Consider the following 14,874-nt stretch of genomic DNA (forward strand, 5'->3'; position numbering starts at 1 on the left):
TCAAATGAATTCAATGGATCGTCCGTACCACAGCCCGATCCGCGCGGAACAGGCCGGCCTCACCCGGCGGCGGATCATCGACGCCGCCCACCAGGCCTTCCTCGACGACGGCTACTCGGCCACGACGATCGCCGGGATCGCAGGCGCCGCTGGGGTTTCGGCCCAGACGATCTACAACACGTTCGGCACCAAACCGGCCCTGCTCAAGGGGGTCCACGACGTCGTCCTGATCGGCGACGACGAGCCGATCCCGATGAGCCGGCGGCCCGAGGTGATCGCGATGTATCAGCTGACGGATCCGCGCGAGTTCCTGCACGGCTACGCCGCGCTCGGCCGGCGGCTGGCGGACCGGATCGGGCCGCTGATGCTGGCGATCATGGCCGGCGCCGCGGCCGGCGACGCCGAGCTGGCCGAGCACCTGGCGACCACCGACCGGGAGCGGCTGGCCGGGACCCTGATGGTGGTCCGCCGGGTCGAGGAGCTGGGCGCGTTGCGGCCGGAGTTGACCGTCGAGCGGGCCCGGGATCGGATCTGGGCCCTGAACAGCCTGGAGTTCTGGGAGCTGCTGACCCGCCGCCGGCGCTGGAGCGGCGATGCCTACCAGGAATGGATCGGCGATGCCCTGTGCGAGGCCGTACTCGCTCCGGCCAGGCCCGCGAGAAACCGGAGCCGGTCGGTCTGAAAGGATTCAGGCTGAGGCCGATCGACGACGGCCGGTGCTATCGGGAGGTGAGCGGGGACGATGACCGCGACAGGAAACAGGACCGCGTTGGTGGTCCGCGGTGGCTGGGACGGGCATGCGCCGGTCCAGGCGACCGATCTCTTCATTCCGCATCTGGTGGACAACGGATTCACCGTCCGGGTCGAGGACTCGCCCGAGATCTATGCCGACACCGACTATCTCGCCGGCGTCGATCTGATCATGCAGTGCGTGACGATGAGCAAGATCGAACGTGATCAACTCGTCGGGCTGCGGGACGCGATCGCGGCCGGCACCGGGTTCGCCGGTTGGCACGGTGGGATCGCCGATTCGTATCGCAACTCCAGCGACTACCTGCATCTGGTGGGCGGTCAGTTCGCCTGCCACCCGGGCAAGCCGGTCAGCGAGCACGTGCCGGGGGACCCGGCCAACAACTTCGTCCCGTACCTGATCAACATCAGGCCCGAGACCGCTGATCATCCGATCGTGGCCGGGATCGAGGACTTCGAGTTGATCACCGAGCAGTATTGGGTGCTGTCCGACGACTACATCGACGTGCTGGCCACGACCACGCAGAAGGTCCGCGAGGGCGATGCGTGGCACCGCGAGGTGACGTCGCCGGCGATCTGGACCAGGAACTGGGGTCAGGGAAAGATCTTCGTCGCCACGCCGGGACACAGCGTGGACGTGCTGCAGAACGACTCGGTGCGCACCATCATCGAGCGCGGCCTGCTCTGGGCGGCCCGATGAGCACCCCGACGCAGCGCAGCAACGCCAAGGCCCGGGTCGGCATGATCGGCTGCGGTGCGATCAGCGGCGCCTATCTGGGCACGCTGCCGCGGCTGCGCAACCTGGAGTTGATCGCCGTTGCTGATCTTGATCCGGAGCGGGCCAAGTCGGCCGCGGCCTCGTACCCGGGGGCCCGCGCCCTCGGGGTGGACGAGTTGCTGGCCGACCCCGACGTCGATCTGGTGCTCAACCTGACCATCCCGGCGGCGCACGCCGAGGTGGCCGAGGCGGCGATCGCGGCCGGCAAGAGCGTCTACGGCGAGAAGCCGCTGACCGCCTCCGTCGACGAGGCCCGGCGGATGCTGGCCGCGGCCGACGCCGCCGGGGTCCGGATCGGCTGCGCGCCGGACACGGTGCTCGGCACCGGCACCCAGACCGCCCGGGCCGCCATCGACGAGGGCCTGATCGGCGCCCCGATCGCCGCCACCGCGACGATGGTGACGCCCGGTCACGAACGCTGGCATCCCAATCCGGACTTCTACTACCAGCCCGGCGGCGGTCCGCTGCTGGACATGGGGCCGTACTACCTGACCTCGTTGATCACGCTGCTCGGCGACGTCAGCTCGGTGATCGGCGCCGGCAGCCGGACCCGGGACACCCGGACCATCGGCCAGGGGCCGCGGGCCGGCGAGCAGATCGGCGTCACCGTCGACTCGCATGTGACCGGCGTGCTCACCCACTCCTCCGGCGTCCTGTCCACCCTGGTGATGAGCTTCGATTCGGTGGCCAGCCACGCCGCCCGGATCGAGGTGCACGGGGAGCAGGCCTCGCTGACCGTGCCCGACCCGAACCGGTTCGACGGCGACGTCGAGTTGCGGGCCCTGGGCGACGCCGACTGGCGAACGCTGGCGGAGTCGGCCGGCTATCGCAATGCCAGCCGTGGGTACGGGCTCGCCGACCTGGTCGCCACGCCGGCCGGTGCCGAGCCCCGGGCCGGCGGTCGGCTGGCGTACCACGTGCTCGAGGTGATGGAGTCGCTGCTGGCCTCGGCCCGATCCGGCCAGCGGGTCGAGATCGAGTCGCGGGTCGAGCGGCCGGCCGTGGTCCCGCTGGGCGACGGCCCCTTCACCTCCTGAGCAGAGTTCACTCAGACGCCGCCCGGCTCTCCCCCACTCGGGGGGAGCCGGGCTTCGTCGTTCACCGGCAGGGTTGGCTCCATGGACCCCGCGCTCGCCGGACGATTCGCCGCGACAGCCTGCTCCCGGTCGGCGTCATCGGCGCGGTCTGCCGGCGGCACCTGCTCGAACCGGTCTCACCCGGGCGCGCCGAGCTCTTCGCCTGATCCACCGAACGCCAGCGCGATCGCCTGCTTCGCGGCGCGGGTCCCGGCGCGTTGAAAACCCTGTTCCCGCGAGTCCACCGGGTGCATCCGCGCCGCCTGCAAGATCACCCGGACGGCCACGATCAGGCCGTGATCTTCGTGGCGGAGCTCCTCCTCGACCCCGGTGCCGACCCATTCGAGGTAGACCGGACCGTATTCGGGCCACTCCCAGTCGGCCGTCACGCCGTCGGCGATCTCGAAGACGAAGCCGGTCTCGGCGGGCTCGAAATCCAGCGTGATGTCGGCGAACGGGCCGCAGTTGCCTCGCGGCACGATCAGCTCGCGGACCGCTCGGATCGGCCGGGGTGGGAATCGGGCTGCCATGCCGACCACGGTAGTGCCGCGTCGTCAGCGGCGTTCCGGAGAATCGGCCAGCAGGTCGGTGATCTTGGTGGCGACCGCGGCGGGCAGCGGACCATGATCGAGGGCGCCGGCGTTCTCGATCGCCTGGGCCTCGGTGCGGATGCCGGGCAGCGGGATGATCGCCGGGTCGAGGGCGAGCAGGTAGCCGAGGGCGCCCTGGGTGAGGCTCCGGCCGTCCGTGGTGACCAGCTCGCGTACGGTGTCGAGACGCTCCAGCCAGCCCGGCATGGCGTCGGAGTCGAAGTAGTCCCAGTAGGGCGTGTCCAGCCGGACGTCGCCGGGCGCCGGCCGACGACTCGGGGTGTATTTGCCGGTCAGCATGCCCATCGCCAGCGGCGATCGGGCGAGGATCGCCAGCCCGGCACTCCGGGCGGCGTCGAGTGAGGCAGCGGCCCATCCGAAGACGTTGATCTGGGTCTGGATGGCGACACAGTTGGCGGAGCGGGCGAACACCGCGGTGATCTCCGGGTCGTCCTGGCCGTTGCCGAAGGAGTTGATCTTGCCGGCGGCGACCAGCTCCTCGCAGGTGGCGACGATGTCCTCGGCCTGGGCCGGGCTCTCGGCGCCGTTGTGCAGTTGGAAAAGCCCGATGGTGTCGAGGCCCAGCCGCCGGAGGCTGTCCTCGCAGCCGGCCCGGATCGTCTCGGGCCGCGTGTCCGTGCCGCCGGTCGTCCGCCGCCGCTCGTCGTACACCAGACCGAACTTGGTCGCCACGGTGATCAACTCGGCGGCGGACGCCGGCAGGGTGGCCAGGGCCCGGCCGATGATCGACTCGGAGTGTCCGATGCCGTACGTCGGCGCGGTGTCGATCAAGGTGATGCCGGCGTCGAACGCTGCGTGCAGGGCCCGAATGCTCTCGTCGTCGTCGACCTCGCCCCAGCCCGCGGCGCGGCCGTTGGCCTGGTAGGGCCCGCCGAGCGCCCAGCTGCCGACGCCGATCGCGGAAACCTGCGGTCCGCTGCGGCCCAGTGATCGGGTTGCGGTGATGATCGTCGTCATGATTGCTCCTGCTCGGTCGTCGGGTTGACTTGGACTCCGAGCCAATCTCCTGGAGTGCGCTCCAGGTCAAGCCCCGCGGCGATGGGACCATGATCGGATGAGCTACGACGCGACGATCTACGCCGGAACCGCCCAGCACTACCGGTTCGGTCGGCCGCGGTATTCGCGCGAGCTGCGGTCCACGCTGACCGAGCTGTGCCGGCTGGATAGCGGGCCCGGGCTGGACGGCACCGGCCGACTGCTCGACGTCGGCTGTGGCCCCGGCAGCGTGACCGTCCCCCTGGCCGACCTGTTCGACGAGGCCGTCGGCATCGACCCGGATCCGGACATGCTGCGCGAGGCCGCCCGCTTCGCCGCGTTCGAACACGTGGGCAACCTCCGGTGGCTACAGACGACCGCCGAGGACGCCGTCCGGCTCGAGCCGGGACCCTTCCGATTGATCACCTTCGGCCAGTCGTTCTGGTGGACCGACCGGGAGCGGGTCGCCGAAGCGATGTATGACCTGTTGGAACCCGGCGGCTGCCTGGCCCTGATCAGCCACTGCGCGACCGACCGGCCGCGACCGATCGGGCCCGACCTGCCGCCCATCCCGCACGACGCGATCAAGGAACTCCTCCGGCGCTACCTCGGCTCGGACCGCCGGGCCGGACAGGGCCTGGGTCCGCAGCACCCCGACTCGATCGAGGACGCCCTGTCCCGTACACGCTTCGGCCGACCGGAGCAGCATTTCGCCCCGGGCCGCCCCGACATCGTCCGGAACTCCGACTCAGTGATCGCCGGCTACCTGTCCATGTCCTCCTCGGCCCCGCACCTGTTCGGCCCGAACCTTGATCATTTCCGAGCCGCGATGACCGACCTCCTGCAGCACCACTCCCCCACCGCCCGCTTCTGGGACTGGCCCGGCGACACCCAGCTCCTCCTCGCCCGCAAACCCGCCACGCCAATGTGAATTCTTGCCGGTTAGTCCCGGCAAGAATTCACACCTTGTCGGGTCGTGCCGTTGCCGGTAGGTAGCCATCAGATCGACGCCGAAGACCCCGCGGTGGCGACGCTGCGGTTCCAGTTCGGCGCTCTGGGCATGACCAGCACCTCGACCCCGCCGGTCACCCCGTCGACGGTAACTCTGCGGTTCGCTGCCGGCGGGATCGACCTGGGCCCGGGCGCGCCGAGTGTGACGTTAACGACGTCGGATCGATTTCGCGTCGCTAGCGTCACTCTCGGCGCTTGATCTCGTCGAATCCGACCGCCGAGGCCATCGCTGGCAGGGCTAGTCCCGCCGCTGTCGCGAAAGCGCTTGGTGCGGAGCGGTAAAGCGCTTTGATGCCGGCTAGGCGGTCGGCACGCAGTGATTCTGCGACAACGTCGCGGATCATTCGGCCGCTGGATGTGCCCGGCGGAGCATCATCAGCTGGCCCAGCTCGGCGACGTTCTTGGTGTGCTCGATGGTGACCCAGGCGAACTGATCACGCCGGGAGCGGCCGGCGTCGGCCGGCCAGGGGTAGCCGCTCGGAACGTCCAGGTCGGCGTCGGAGGTCGTAGTCAGGACCTCGGACCAGGCGGTGCGGAGAGCGGCTAGGGCGGTGCGGATCCGGTCCGGGTCGGGTTGCCAGTCGACGTCGCTGTGGGCGGGAGCGGGGCGGCCTTGAACATCGGCCAGGGTGGATGACCACCACCATTGCAGGTGCCAGCTGAGCCAGGCGACGGTCGGCACCGGCACCGGGTCCGGCTCGGTGTCAGCCCAGTCCGGCTGCCAGCCACCCGAGCCGTCGGCGTGCATGGTCCAGTGGATCGGGGCCGGAGCCCAGAACAGGTCTTCGGCCGACAACCCGGCCAGATGATGATCAAGCAGCATCGAGGTGACCTCGAGCTGGAAGGCGAACGGATCCGTGGACCTCATGATCACTTCGCACTCAGCTCGCGGACCAGGACGCCGTCGGCCTGCTCCAGGACAAAGCCTTCGCGGCCGTTTCCGCCGACCACCCCGTCGCGCCGCACGGTCACCCCACCCACCACCAGGTCGGCGAGATGGAGGCCGTGCAGCGCTGGGTCCGCGGCCCGGCCGTTGCCCCCGGCCGACTCGTGGGCGGGCCGAATCGTCCAGTCGATGTCGCTGAGCCTGATCCGCTCCAACGGCGCATCGACGGCGCCGGTCAGCGACGCTCCGGACGACGCCGTGATCGTCATCCCGGTGAAGACCAGGTCTCGGATCGAGGCGCCGTCGGCGGCGGCGTGCACCGCGATCGGCGCTGCGCCGTCGATGATCAGGTTCGAGAAACGAAGGTTCTCGATCACTGTTCGACTGCCCGACGTGCCGGCGGCGATGTCGATGCCGCAGCCGCTGTCGGAGATCACGAGGTCGGCGAAGAGGCAGTTGCGCACCGTGCCGCGACCGCCGAGGATCCGGAGGCCTTGCCCCGGCGCCGCGAGCTGACACCGGCCAACGATCACGTTCTCGCAGGTCCGTTCCTGATCAACGACCAGGTGATCAGCCGAGTCCCGGTCGGTGCCGCGAACGATCAAGGCGCCGGCGCCGGCCCGGATCCGGCAGTCGCTGATCGTCACGTCCCGGGATCCGCTGACGTCGATCCCGTCCCCGGTCGACGCCCCGGCCGGGTTCGTCACCGTCACCCCGCGGACCTCCGCATCGTCACAGCCGGTCAGCCCGAGGGAACCGTGCGGCGAATGCAGCAGCGTCACCTCATGCACCCGGACCCGGCGACACCCGTCGAGCAGGATCAGCGGGCCCGGCGCCGCCGCGCCGTCGATCACACCGGCCCCGGAGATCGACACATTGTCCTGACCCCGCGCGGTGATCAACGGTACGGCCGCGGAATCGACGGGGTCGACCGGATCGACGGGATCGGCCACCAGGATCGCGCCGGCCGACAGGTGCAACTGGACGTTGCTCAACAGGGAGATCGGGCCGGACCGAAAGCTTCCCGCCGGCAGCAGCACCTGTCCGCCGCCGGCGGCGCGGCACCGGTCGACCGCCAACTGAATGGCGGCCGTGTCGTCTGTCGCCCCGTCCCCGGCGGCGCCGTAATGACGGACGTCCCAGGCGGTGCGGGTTGAATCGTCGAGCTGCATCCGAGCCGAACTCCTCCCCGAGTCACCTGGCCCGGGCGACTCGGCCCTCGTCCCAGACCGGGGCGTCCGCCTCGTACACACTGCCATCCGCACCGAAGATCAAGAACCGGTCGAACGCCCGAGCGAACCAACGATCATGAGTGACCGCGATCACCGTACCGTCGAACACCTCGAGACCGTGCTCCAGGGCCTCGGCCGAGGAGATGTCGAGGTTGTCGGTCGGCTCGTCCAGCAACAGCAGGGTCGCCCCGGACAGTTCCAAGATCAGGATCTGGAACCGGGCCTGCTGCCCGCCGGACAACGTCTCGAACTTCTGCTCGGCCGACCGGGCCAGCTCGTAGCGGTCGAGCTTGCGGGCGGCCTCCTCGCGACCCATGCCGTCGCGATGATCATCGCCGCGATGCAGGATCTCCAGCAGGGTCTTGCCCAGATACTCCGGATGGTGGTGCGTCTGGGCAAACCAGCCGGGTCGCACCCGCGCGCCGAGCCGGCCCTTCCCGGTGTGCGCCACCGCGGCGATGTCCAGCGTCTCCACCGGCCGGTGCTCGACGTCGGGATCGCTGCCACCGCGGGCCAGCAACCGCAGGAAGTGCGACTTGCCGGAGCCGTTGGAACCGAGCACGGCCACCCGGTCGCCGTACCAGATCTCGGAGTCGAACGGCTTCATCAATCCGGTCAGCTCGAGGTTCTCGACGACGACCGCCCGCTTGCCGGTACGACCACCGCGCAGCCTCATGTTGACGTTCTGCACCAGCGGGATCGCCTCCGGCGGCCCGGCCTCCTCGAACTTGGCCAGCCGCGTCTTGGCCGCCTGATAGCGGGCGGCCATGTCGGAGTTGTAGGCGGCCTTGATCTTGTACAGCTGCACCAGATCCTTGAGCTTCTGATGCTCCTCGTCCCAGCGCCGGCGCAGCTCCTCGAGCCGATCGAACCGAGCCTGCCGGGCCGCTCCGAAGGTGGCGAAGCTGCCCGGATGCACCCAGAGCGTGTTGCCCGCGGCGCCGAGCTCGACGGCGGCGATCGCCGTCGCGGCCTGGGCCAGCAGTTCCCGATCATGGCTGATCAGCAAGATCGTCTTCTGGCTGTTCCGCAGTTGATCTTCCAGCCAGCGCTTGCCGGGCACGTCGAGATAGTTGTCCGGCTCGTCCAGCAGCAGCACCTCGTCGGTGCCGCGGAGCAGGGCCTCCAGGGCGAGCCGTTTCTGTTCGCCGCCGGACAGCGTGCGCACCTCGCGCCACCGGGCCCGGTCGTACGGGATGCCGAGCGCCGACGTGCAGCAGGCGTCGAACACCACCTCGGTCTCGTAGCCGCCGGCGTCGGCATAGTCGGCCAGCGCAGTCGCGTAGCTGAGCTGCACCGCCTCGGAGTCGTCCTCCATCAACGCCAGCTCGAGCCGGTCGACCTCGGCCATGGCGGCCTGCAGTCGCTCGCCGGTGAGGGAGAAGAGCAGATCGCGGACGGTGCTCGAGTCGCGGATGCTGCCGATGAACTGGCGCATCACGCCGAGGGTCCCGCTGCGGGTGATCGTGCCCGAGGTGGGGTCGAGATCACCGGCGATGATCCGCATCAGGGTCGTCTTGCCGGACCCGTTCGGCCCGACCAGCGCGACCACGGCGCCGTCACCGACCCGGAACGACACCTCGTCCAGCAACGGCCGGCCGTCGGGGAGGTGGAAAGACACGTGTGCCAACTCGACGTGTCCCATGCCGCCACCCTAGACGGCCACCCATCACCCCCGGAACCGATTTACCCCCACCCCCACGCCGACTTGTCAGAACTGAGAAGCCCTATAGCGCACCTCAGTTCTGACAACTCGGGTCCGGATGGGGGGTTAGGCGAGGCGGGTCATGTCGGCGGCGGTCACGCGGTGGGCGAAGGGGGTGCCGGCGACGAAGCGGGCGACCTCCTCGACCGCGGCCTGGCCCATCCGGCCGACCTCGTTGCCGGCGGAGCCGGCCAGGTGCGGGGTGATGAAGACGTTCGGCAGGCCCCAGAGCGGGTGGCCCGGCGGCAGCGGTTCGGGCGAGGTGACATCCAGGAAGGCGCGCAGTCGGCCCTTGATCAACTCTGCGGTCAGCGCGTCCTGGTCGATCACCGACGGGCGGGCGGTGTTGATCACCGTCGCACCGTCCGGCAGCGCGGCCAGCACCTCGGCGGAGATCATGCCGTTGGTGGCCGGGATCGACGGGGCGTGCAGGCTGAGCACGTCGCTGGCGCGGGCCAGGTCGACCAGCTCGTCCACCTTGGTCGCCCCCAGCTCGGTCGCTCGCTCGGCGGAGAGGTACGGGTCGTACACCAGCACCGTGAAGTCGAACGGACGCAGCAATTCGATCACCCGTGCGCCGACCATGGACGCGCCGACGATGCCGATCGTCCGGCCGTAATTGCCGATCGCGAAACCCTTGTCCACCGGTGCTTCGGTCGCGGTGAACGCCCGCGAGATCCAGATCACATCCTTGCCGGCGAACAGGATCGTGGCGAGGGTGAACTCGGCGACCGGCAGGGCGTTGGCGTGCGCGGCGCTGGACACCTGCAGGTCCCGTTGCCACCCCTCCGTGTCGTACAGCTCGCTCGGCAGCATCGAGCGCACCGATCCGGCGGCGTGGATCACGCCGCGCAGCTTGGGCAGTCCGGTCAGCGCGGCGGAGTCGAGCTTCGGCGCGCCCCAGCCGGTGATCGCCAGCTCCAGGTCCTCCGGCGCGTCCCGCCAGTCCCGGATCACCAGCTCGGGGTCGAGGTCGACCAGCTCGCTGAGCCGGCGCAGCCGATCGGTGTCGAAGAATCGCCGTTCCAGGCCGGGATTCATCGCGAACACTGCCTTGGGCGCCATCAGTCTCCCCCTTGGTACATTGCGTGATCATGGTAGGGCACCGCACTGGACAGGTCCGCCGCGGCATCGTCTCGTTCGTCCGCCGCGGCGGCCGGATCACGATCGCGCAGCAACGCAATCTGGACCGTTATTCCGACCAGTGGGTGATCGAGGCTCCCGCTCCGGCCGCCGATCCCGCCGCGCCGGTCGAGCCGCTGGACCTGACCGCGATCTTCGGTCGCGAGGCGCCGCTGATCGTCGAGATCGGGCCGGGCATGGGCGAATCGCTGGTGCCGATGGCGGCGGCCCGGCCGGAGGCCTCGGTGCTGGCGTTCGAGGTCTATCAGCCGTCGATCGGCTCGATCCTCGGCAAGATCGCCGACGCCGGCATCGACAATCTCCGGGTGATGGAGGCCGACGCCGCCGACGTGCTGGCGCGGCTGTTGCCCGCCGACTCGATCGACCGGCTGTGGACCTTCTTCCCCGATCCGTGGCCGAAGAAGAAGCATCACAAGCGACGGCTGGTGGACAGTTCCTTCGCCGATCTGGTCGCCGCGCGGATGAAGCGGCACGGCATCTGGCGGCTGGCCACCGACTGGGAGGATTACGCCGGCCAGATGCGGGAGGTGCTCGATGATCATCCGCGCTTCGTCAACGAGTTCCGGGAGGGTTGGGCGCCGCGCTGGGAGCAGCGGCCGATGACCCGGTTCGAGCAGCGCGGGATCACCGCCGGCCGGCACATCTTCGACCTGTCCTATCGCCGCCGTTGATCATGGACGATGTCTCGCCTCCTGACCCGGACCGGACGGTACGGCTGCGGCTCGACCTCGGCTACCACGGTGCCGAGTTCACCGGCTGGGCCGAGCAGCCCGGATTGCGTACGGTGCAAGGAGAGTTGCAGCGCTGGATCACCTCCGTGCTGCGACTGACCGAGCCGGCCCGGGTGGTCTGCGCCGGGCGGACCGACGCCGGCGTGCACGCCCGGGGCCAGGTCGTCCACGTCGATCTGCCGGCCGCCACCGCCACCGACGACGGCGCGACTCTGCTCCGGCGGCTCAACCGGGCCCTGCCCGATGATCTTGTCGTCATCGGCGTCCGCCCGGCGCCGCCCGGATTCGACGCCCGCTTCGCCGCCGATTGGCGGCAGTACTGCTACCGCGTCGTCGACGGCCCGATCCGGCCGGATCCGCTGGGACGACAGGTGGTGGCGCATGTCCGCGAATCGATCGACCTCGACCGGCTCAACGCCGCCGCCGCGACGCTGCTCGGCCTCAGGGACTTCGGCGCGTTCTGCCGCCGCCGGGAGGGCGCGACCACGATCCGGACCCTGCTCGAATTCTCCGGCCGGCGGGTGGCCGGCGACGCGCCGGGGTTCGGACCGATGATCGAGCTCACGGTCCGCGCCGACGCGTTCTGCCACTCGATGGTCCGGTCCCTGGTCGGCGCGGTGATCACGGTCGGCACCGGCCGGCGCGACCTGGACTGGTTGACCACGATCACCGGCAACCCGGCCCGGGATCCGAGCGTCCCGGTGATGCCGGCCCAGGGCTTGACCCTGGAGTACGTGCACTATCCGCCCGACGACCAGCTGGCGGCCCGGGTCAACGAGGCCCGCAGCACCAGGTCCCTGCCGGTGACCCCCAGCCCGGAGCCACGGCCGTGACCACCGAGCACTACTTCGAACGTGAGCCGGCCGGACCGGAGCGGCGACGCCGGATCACCGCCCGGATCGCCGATCGCGAACTGGGTTTCAGCACCGCCAACGGGGTGTTCTCGGGCGACGGGCTCGATCACGCGACGGCCCTGCTGCTGCGCACCTGCGACCCACCCGCGCAGGCCCGGCGGCTGCTCGACCTCGGCTGCGGCTGGGGCCCGATCGCGATCGCCCTGGCGCTCGGCGTGCCGGCAGCGGTGATCGACGCGGTGGACAGCAACGACCGCGCCCTGCGGCTGTGCCGGGACAACGCTGCCGAGCACGGCGTCGGCGACCGGGTCCGGACCCTGCGGCCGGAGCAGGCCGATCCCGCGACCCGGTACGACGAGATCTGGTCCAACCCGCCGATCCGGATCGGCAAGGACGCCGTGCACGCGTTGCTGCTGACCTGGCTGCCCCGGTTGGCCGACGGCGGCGTGGCGCGGCTGGTGGTCGGCAAGAACCTCGGCGCCGACTCGCTGCAGCGCTGGCTCGGCGATCAGGGTTATCGCTGCGACCGGATCGCCAGCGCCAAGGGGTTCCGCGTGTTCGAGGTCAGCCGGACCGCTCGCTGACCGCGCGCAGCACCTCGGGCCAGCGACGCTCCAGCGTCCGGCCGCCGAGCTTGATCCCGTACCGGAGCACGACGAGGCCGCCGGCCACCGCGAGCACCAGCGCAACGACCGCCAGCCAGCCGATCCACAACGACGCGATCACCAACGCGATCAGCGGCAGCGCCAGCCCCACCGACAGCCCGGTCGCGACCGCGAACGACAGCAGCGCCGGCAACCCGCCGCTGCTGCCGCGCTGGAACGGGCTGGCACCGGGCGCCGGCGCCGGCCACTGCCACAGCGCGCCGACGAAGGAGCCGACACCGAAGCCGATCAAGGTCAGGCCGACCACCAACGCGAGCACCTGCGTGGTCAGCTGCCACTGCCCGCTGATGGCCAGCGTGATCACCGAAATGATCACCAGCAACGGGCCGAGCAGCGCGAGCCCGGAATAGACCCGGCCGGTCCGGTCGTCGGCGCCGGACATGCCGCTGACGATGTGCGCCCAGATCGCCGACCCGTCGTAGCTGAGATCCTGCGCCAGACTGACCGACACGAACAGGCCGAGCAACACCGGCGCGAACGCGATCATCGGCCGGCTGGCGTCATTCGGGTTGGCGATCTGGGTCGCGATCAGCGCCAGCGGCAAGATCAGGAAACCGGCGATGCCGGCGATGTAGCGCGGGTCCCGACGCCAATAGATCAAGGTACGAAAGCCGACCCCGCCGGCCGGCGTCGGCGGGAAGAGTCGCTCGACCAGCCGCCCCTGCTTCACCTTCCGCGCCTCGCCGCCCGGCTCGATCGGCTCCACCAGCCGCTTGGCCAGGAAGTAGCGCCAGACCAGCCACAGCCCGATGATCAAGGCCACTCCGAGCACGAGCTTGATCACCGCGATCCCACCGGCGCCGCGACCGAAGTCGGCGGGGACCGACCAGAGCCAGCCGACCGGCAACCAGCCGGCCACCTCGGACGCGTCGCCGAGGACGGTCCGCAGCTGCTGCAGGCTCGCGTTGGCCAGCCCGCCGGACAGGTTGCCGAGCACGGCGGTGCCGGCACCGAACACGGCCAACAGGATGAAGGCAAGATCACGGAACCGACGGGAGGACAGGATCCGGGCAAACACCGTCGTCGCGGTCCGGGCCAGCAGGAAACAGGTGGCGATCCCGGGCGGCACCACCAGCACCGCCAGCAGGGTGCTGCCGACATCCCGGGTGTAGCCGATGATCATGGCCAACGCGATCAGGGCGGTGGCGATCCCGGGGGTGCCGATCAGGCCGGCGATCAACAGGCCCGGCTGCAACTCCCGGGCCCGCACCGGCAGCAGGGCGAACTTGCCCGGGTCGACGGTCTCGTCCACGCCGAAGACCAACAGCGAGAAGAACAACCAGCCGCCGGTCAGCAGGGCGAAGGCGAGCACCAGCACGTCGGCGCCGATGTCGGCCGGGGCCCAGAGCCGGAGCGCGACGATGCCGAAGACGGCCAGGCCGACCAGACCGAGTGCGTACACCCCGCCGATGATCAACCCGACGGAACGCCAGACGCTGCGCCGCAGACTGTTCCGGAGCAGGGTCAGTTTGAGCCGGACGACGAGCGCAACCATGCCAGCCCTCCTTCCGCTCCGGCCTGGAATCCCACCAGGTCGAGGAACCGGCGTTGCAGCGTCGACCCGGCGCGGACCTCGTCCAGCGTGCCGGACGCGAGCACCCGCCCCTGGGCGACCACGGCCAGGTCGTCACACAGGCTCTCCACCAGTTCCATCACGTGGCTGGACAACACCACCGTGCCGCCGCTGCCGACGAAGTCGCGCAAGATCGACCGGATCGCCTCGCCGGACACCGGATCGACCGCCTCGAACGGCTCGTCCAAGATCAACAGTCGCGGCGCGTGGATCAGCGCGCAGGCCAGGCCGATCTTCTTCGTCATGCCGGCGGAATACTCCACCACCAGCGTGTCCCGGTCCTCGGCCAGGCCCAGTGCACCCAGCAGGTCGGCGCTGCGGGCCTCGATGTCGGGCAGCGGCACCTTGCGGATCAGCCCGACATAGCGCAACAGTTCGCCGCCGCTGAGCCGGTCGAACAGCCGCAGCCCGTCCGGCAGCACCCCCATCAGTTCCTTCGCCCGCACCGGATCCGACCAGACGTCGTGACCCAGCACCGAGGCGGTGCCGGCGTCGGGCCGGAGCAGCCCGGTGGCCATCGAGAGGGTGGTCGTCTTGCCCGCGCCGTTGGGCCCTACCAGCCCGAACATGCAGCCCTGGCGCACCTCGAGTTCGAGGTTGTCCACGGCCCGCTTCTGGCCGAAGTTCTTGTGCAGCCCCTGCAGGGACATCGCCGAGATCATGCCTCCAGTCAACACCCAGCCGGTCACGGTGACGCCCCTGACCGGGCCGGATACGGCGCGCGTAGGATGGCGAATCCCTGAGCGTTCGACGCGTCACCCCGAGAGGATGGGCATGTCTGCCTACGAACTTCCTGATCTTCCGTACGACTTCGCCGCCCTGGAACCGCACATCTCCGGCGCGATCATGGAACTGCACCACGACAAGCACCACGCCACCTACGT

The 14,874-nt window shown here is 70.1% G+C and carries 15 protein-coding genes and 1 pseudogene; 8 read left to right on the top strand and 8 right to left on the bottom strand.

What is annotated here, in order from left to right; all coding sequences use genetic code 11:
• Window positions 1–4: 4 nt before the first annotated feature.
• From FNH24_RS15235 to FNH24_RS15245, 3 genes are read left to right on the top strand one after another with little or no spacing between them, the layout of a single operon-like run.
• Entirely contained in the window at window positions 5–682 is a 678-nt protein-coding gene (locus tag FNH24_RS15235) for a TetR/AcrR family transcriptional regulator (protein WP_152363046.1), read from the top strand.
• Window positions 683–742: 60 nt separating this feature from the next.
• Window positions 743–1,450 (top strand): ThuA domain-containing protein, encoded by a 708-nt coding sequence (locus FNH24_RS15240; RefSeq protein WP_152363047.1) that lies wholly within the window; start codon window positions 743–745, stop codon window positions 1,448–1,450.
• Entirely contained in the window at window positions 1,447–2,565 is a 1,119-nt protein-coding gene (locus tag FNH24_RS15245; protein ID WP_152363048.1) for a Gfo/Idh/MocA family protein, read from the top strand. The genes FNH24_RS15240 and FNH24_RS15245 overlap by 4 nt, the downstream gene beginning before the upstream one ends.
• 176 nt (window positions 2,566–2,741) lie before the next feature.
• Here the strand turns inward: FNH24_RS15245 and FNH24_RS15250 are convergent, their stop codons facing one another.
• Together FNH24_RS15250 and FNH24_RS15255 are read right to left on the bottom strand one after the other, a co-directional pair.
• Window positions 2,742–3,134 carry a hypothetical protein gene (locus FNH24_RS15250; RefSeq protein ID WP_152363049.1) on the bottom strand — a complete coding sequence of 131 codons (393 nt, stop codon included), beginning with the start codon at window positions 3,132–3,134 and terminating at the stop codon, window positions 2,742–2,744.
• Window positions 3,135–3,158: 24 nt separating this feature from the next.
• A complete protein-coding gene (locus FNH24_RS15255; protein WP_152363050.1) occupies window positions 3,159–4,172 on the bottom strand; it encodes an aldo/keto reductase in 1,014 nt (337 codons plus the stop codon).
• A gap of 97 nt (window positions 4,173–4,269) precedes the next feature.
• Here FNH24_RS15255 and FNH24_RS15260 point away from each other — a divergent pair, with 97 nt between their 5' ends.
• Window positions 4,270–5,121, top strand: coding sequence for a class I SAM-dependent methyltransferase (locus tag FNH24_RS15260; RefSeq protein ID WP_152363051.1), 852 nt, complete (start codon window positions 4,270–4,272; stop codon window positions 5,119–5,121).
• 420 nt (window positions 5,122–5,541) lie between these two features.
• On the opposite strand, the gene FNH24_RS15265 is transcribed toward FNH24_RS15260, so the two are convergent.
• From FNH24_RS15265 to FNH24_RS15280, 4 genes are all read right to left on the bottom strand, one after another.
• Window positions 5,542–6,069, bottom strand: a complete 528-nt coding sequence (locus tag FNH24_RS15265; RefSeq protein WP_152363052.1) for a DinB family protein — start codon at window positions 6,067–6,069, stop codon at window positions 5,542–5,544.
• A 2-nt stretch (window positions 6,070–6,071) separates the two neighbouring features.
• A complete protein-coding gene (locus FNH24_RS15270) occupies window positions 6,072–7,259 on the bottom strand; it encodes a glycoside hydrolase family 28 protein (RefSeq protein ID WP_161606147.1) in 1,188 nt (395 codons plus the stop codon).
• Between the two features lie 22 nt (window positions 7,260–7,281).
• Window positions 7,282–8,964, bottom strand: a complete 1,683-nt coding sequence (locus tag FNH24_RS15275; protein ID WP_152363054.1) for an ABC-F family ATP-binding cassette domain-containing protein — start codon at window positions 8,962–8,964, stop codon at window positions 7,282–7,284.
• 126 nt (window positions 8,965–9,090) lie between these two features.
• A complete protein-coding gene (locus FNH24_RS15280) occupies window positions 9,091–10,089 on the bottom strand; it encodes a hydroxyacid dehydrogenase (protein WP_152363055.1) in 999 nt (332 codons plus the stop codon).
• A 29-nt stretch (window positions 10,090–10,118) separates the two neighbouring features.
• On the opposite strand from FNH24_RS15280, the gene trmB reads away from it, so the two are divergent.
• From trmB to FNH24_RS15295, 3 genes are read left to right on the top strand one after another with little or no spacing between them, the layout of a single operon-like run.
• Window positions 10,119–10,838 (top strand): tRNA (guanosine(46)-N7)-methyltransferase TrmB, encoded by a 720-nt coding sequence (gene trmB, locus FNH24_RS15285; protein ID WP_152363056.1) that lies wholly within the window; start codon window positions 10,119–10,121, stop codon window positions 10,836–10,838.
• 2 nt (window positions 10,839–10,840) lie between these two features.
• On the top strand, window positions 10,841–11,731 hold the full coding sequence (gene truA, locus FNH24_RS15290) for a tRNA pseudouridine(38-40) synthase TruA (protein ID WP_152363084.1): 891 nt from the start codon (window positions 10,841–10,843) through the stop codon (window positions 11,729–11,731).
• Window positions 11,728–12,336, top strand: a complete 609-nt coding sequence (locus tag FNH24_RS15295) for a class I SAM-dependent methyltransferase (RefSeq protein ID WP_152363057.1) — start codon at window positions 11,728–11,730, stop codon at window positions 12,334–12,336. Before truA ends, FNH24_RS15295 begins: the two co-directional genes overlap by 4 nt.
• Here FNH24_RS15295 and FNH24_RS15300 read toward each other — a convergent pair.
• On the bottom strand, window positions 12,317–13,912 hold the full coding sequence (locus FNH24_RS15300) for a hypothetical protein (RefSeq protein ID WP_152363058.1): 1,596 nt from the start codon (window positions 13,910–13,912) through the stop codon (window positions 12,317–12,319). The genes FNH24_RS15295 and FNH24_RS15300 overlap by 20 nt on opposite strands.
• Window positions 13,882–14,652 carry an ABC transporter ATP-binding protein gene (locus tag FNH24_RS15305; protein WP_152363059.1) on the bottom strand — a complete coding sequence of 257 codons (771 nt, stop codon included), beginning with the start codon at window positions 14,650–14,652 and terminating at the stop codon, window positions 13,882–13,884. Before FNH24_RS15305 ends, FNH24_RS15300 begins: the two co-directional genes overlap by 31 nt.
• 112 nt (window positions 14,653–14,764) lie before the next feature.
• Between FNH24_RS15305 and FNH24_RS15310 the strand changes: the two are divergent.
• Window positions 14,765–14,874, top strand: a pseudogene (locus FNH24_RS15310) (superoxide dismutase); the annotation flags it as partial.

Source organism: Microlunatus speluncae, assembly GCF_009299835.1.
Classification (GTDB): Bacteria; Actinomycetota; Actinomycetes; order Propionibacteriales; family Propionibacteriaceae; genus Microlunatus; species Microlunatus speluncae.

Excerpts from the sequence above, each read along its gene's own strand:
- FNH24_RS15235 (WP_152363046.1), top strand. The coding sequence starts at position 5 with ATGAATTCAATGGATCGTCCGTACCACAGCCCGATCCGCGCGGAACAG.
- FNH24_RS15240 (WP_152363047.1), top strand. The coding sequence starts at position 743 with ATGACCGCGACAGGAAACAGGACCGCGTTGGTGGTCCGCGGTGGCTGG.
- FNH24_RS15245 (WP_152363048.1), top strand. The coding sequence starts at position 1,447 with ATGAGCACCCCGACGCAGCGCAGCAACGCCAAGGCCCGGGTCGGCATG.
- FNH24_RS15250 (WP_152363049.1), bottom strand. The coding sequence starts at position 3,134 with ATGGCAGCCCGATTCCCACCCCGGCCGATCCGAGCGGTCCGCGAGCTG.
- FNH24_RS15255 (WP_152363050.1), bottom strand. The coding sequence starts at position 4,172 with ATGACGACGATCATCACCGCAACCCGATCACTGGGCCGCAGCGGACCG.
- FNH24_RS15260 (WP_152363051.1), top strand. The coding sequence starts at position 4,270 with ATGAGCTACGACGCGACGATCTACGCCGGAACCGCCCAGCACTACCGG.
- FNH24_RS15265 (WP_152363052.1), bottom strand. The coding sequence starts at position 6,069 with ATGAGGTCCACGGATCCGTTCGCCTTCCAGCTCGAGGTCACCTCGATG.
- FNH24_RS15270 (WP_161606147.1), bottom strand. The coding sequence starts at position 7,259 with ATGCAGCTCGACGATTCAACCCGCACCGCCTGGGACGTCCGTCATTAC.
- FNH24_RS15275 (WP_152363054.1), bottom strand. The coding sequence starts at position 8,964 with ATGGGACACGTCGAGTTGGCACACGTGTCTTTCCACCTCCCCGACGGC.
- FNH24_RS15280 (WP_152363055.1), bottom strand. The coding sequence starts at position 10,089 with ATGGCGCCCAAGGCAGTGTTCGCGATGAATCCCGGCCTGGAACGGCGA.
- trmB (WP_152363056.1), top strand. The coding sequence starts at position 10,119 with ATGGTAGGGCACCGCACTGGACAGGTCCGCCGCGGCATCGTCTCGTTC.
- truA (WP_152363084.1), top strand. The coding sequence starts at position 10,841 with ATGGACGATGTCTCGCCTCCTGACCCGGACCGGACGGTACGGCTGCGG.
- FNH24_RS15300 (WP_152363058.1), bottom strand. The coding sequence starts at position 13,912 with ATGGTTGCGCTCGTCGTCCGGCTCAAACTGACCCTGCTCCGGAACAGT.
- FNH24_RS15305 (WP_152363059.1), bottom strand. The coding sequence starts at position 14,652 with ATGATCTCGGCGATGTCCCTGCAGGGGCTGCACAAGAACTTCGGCCAG.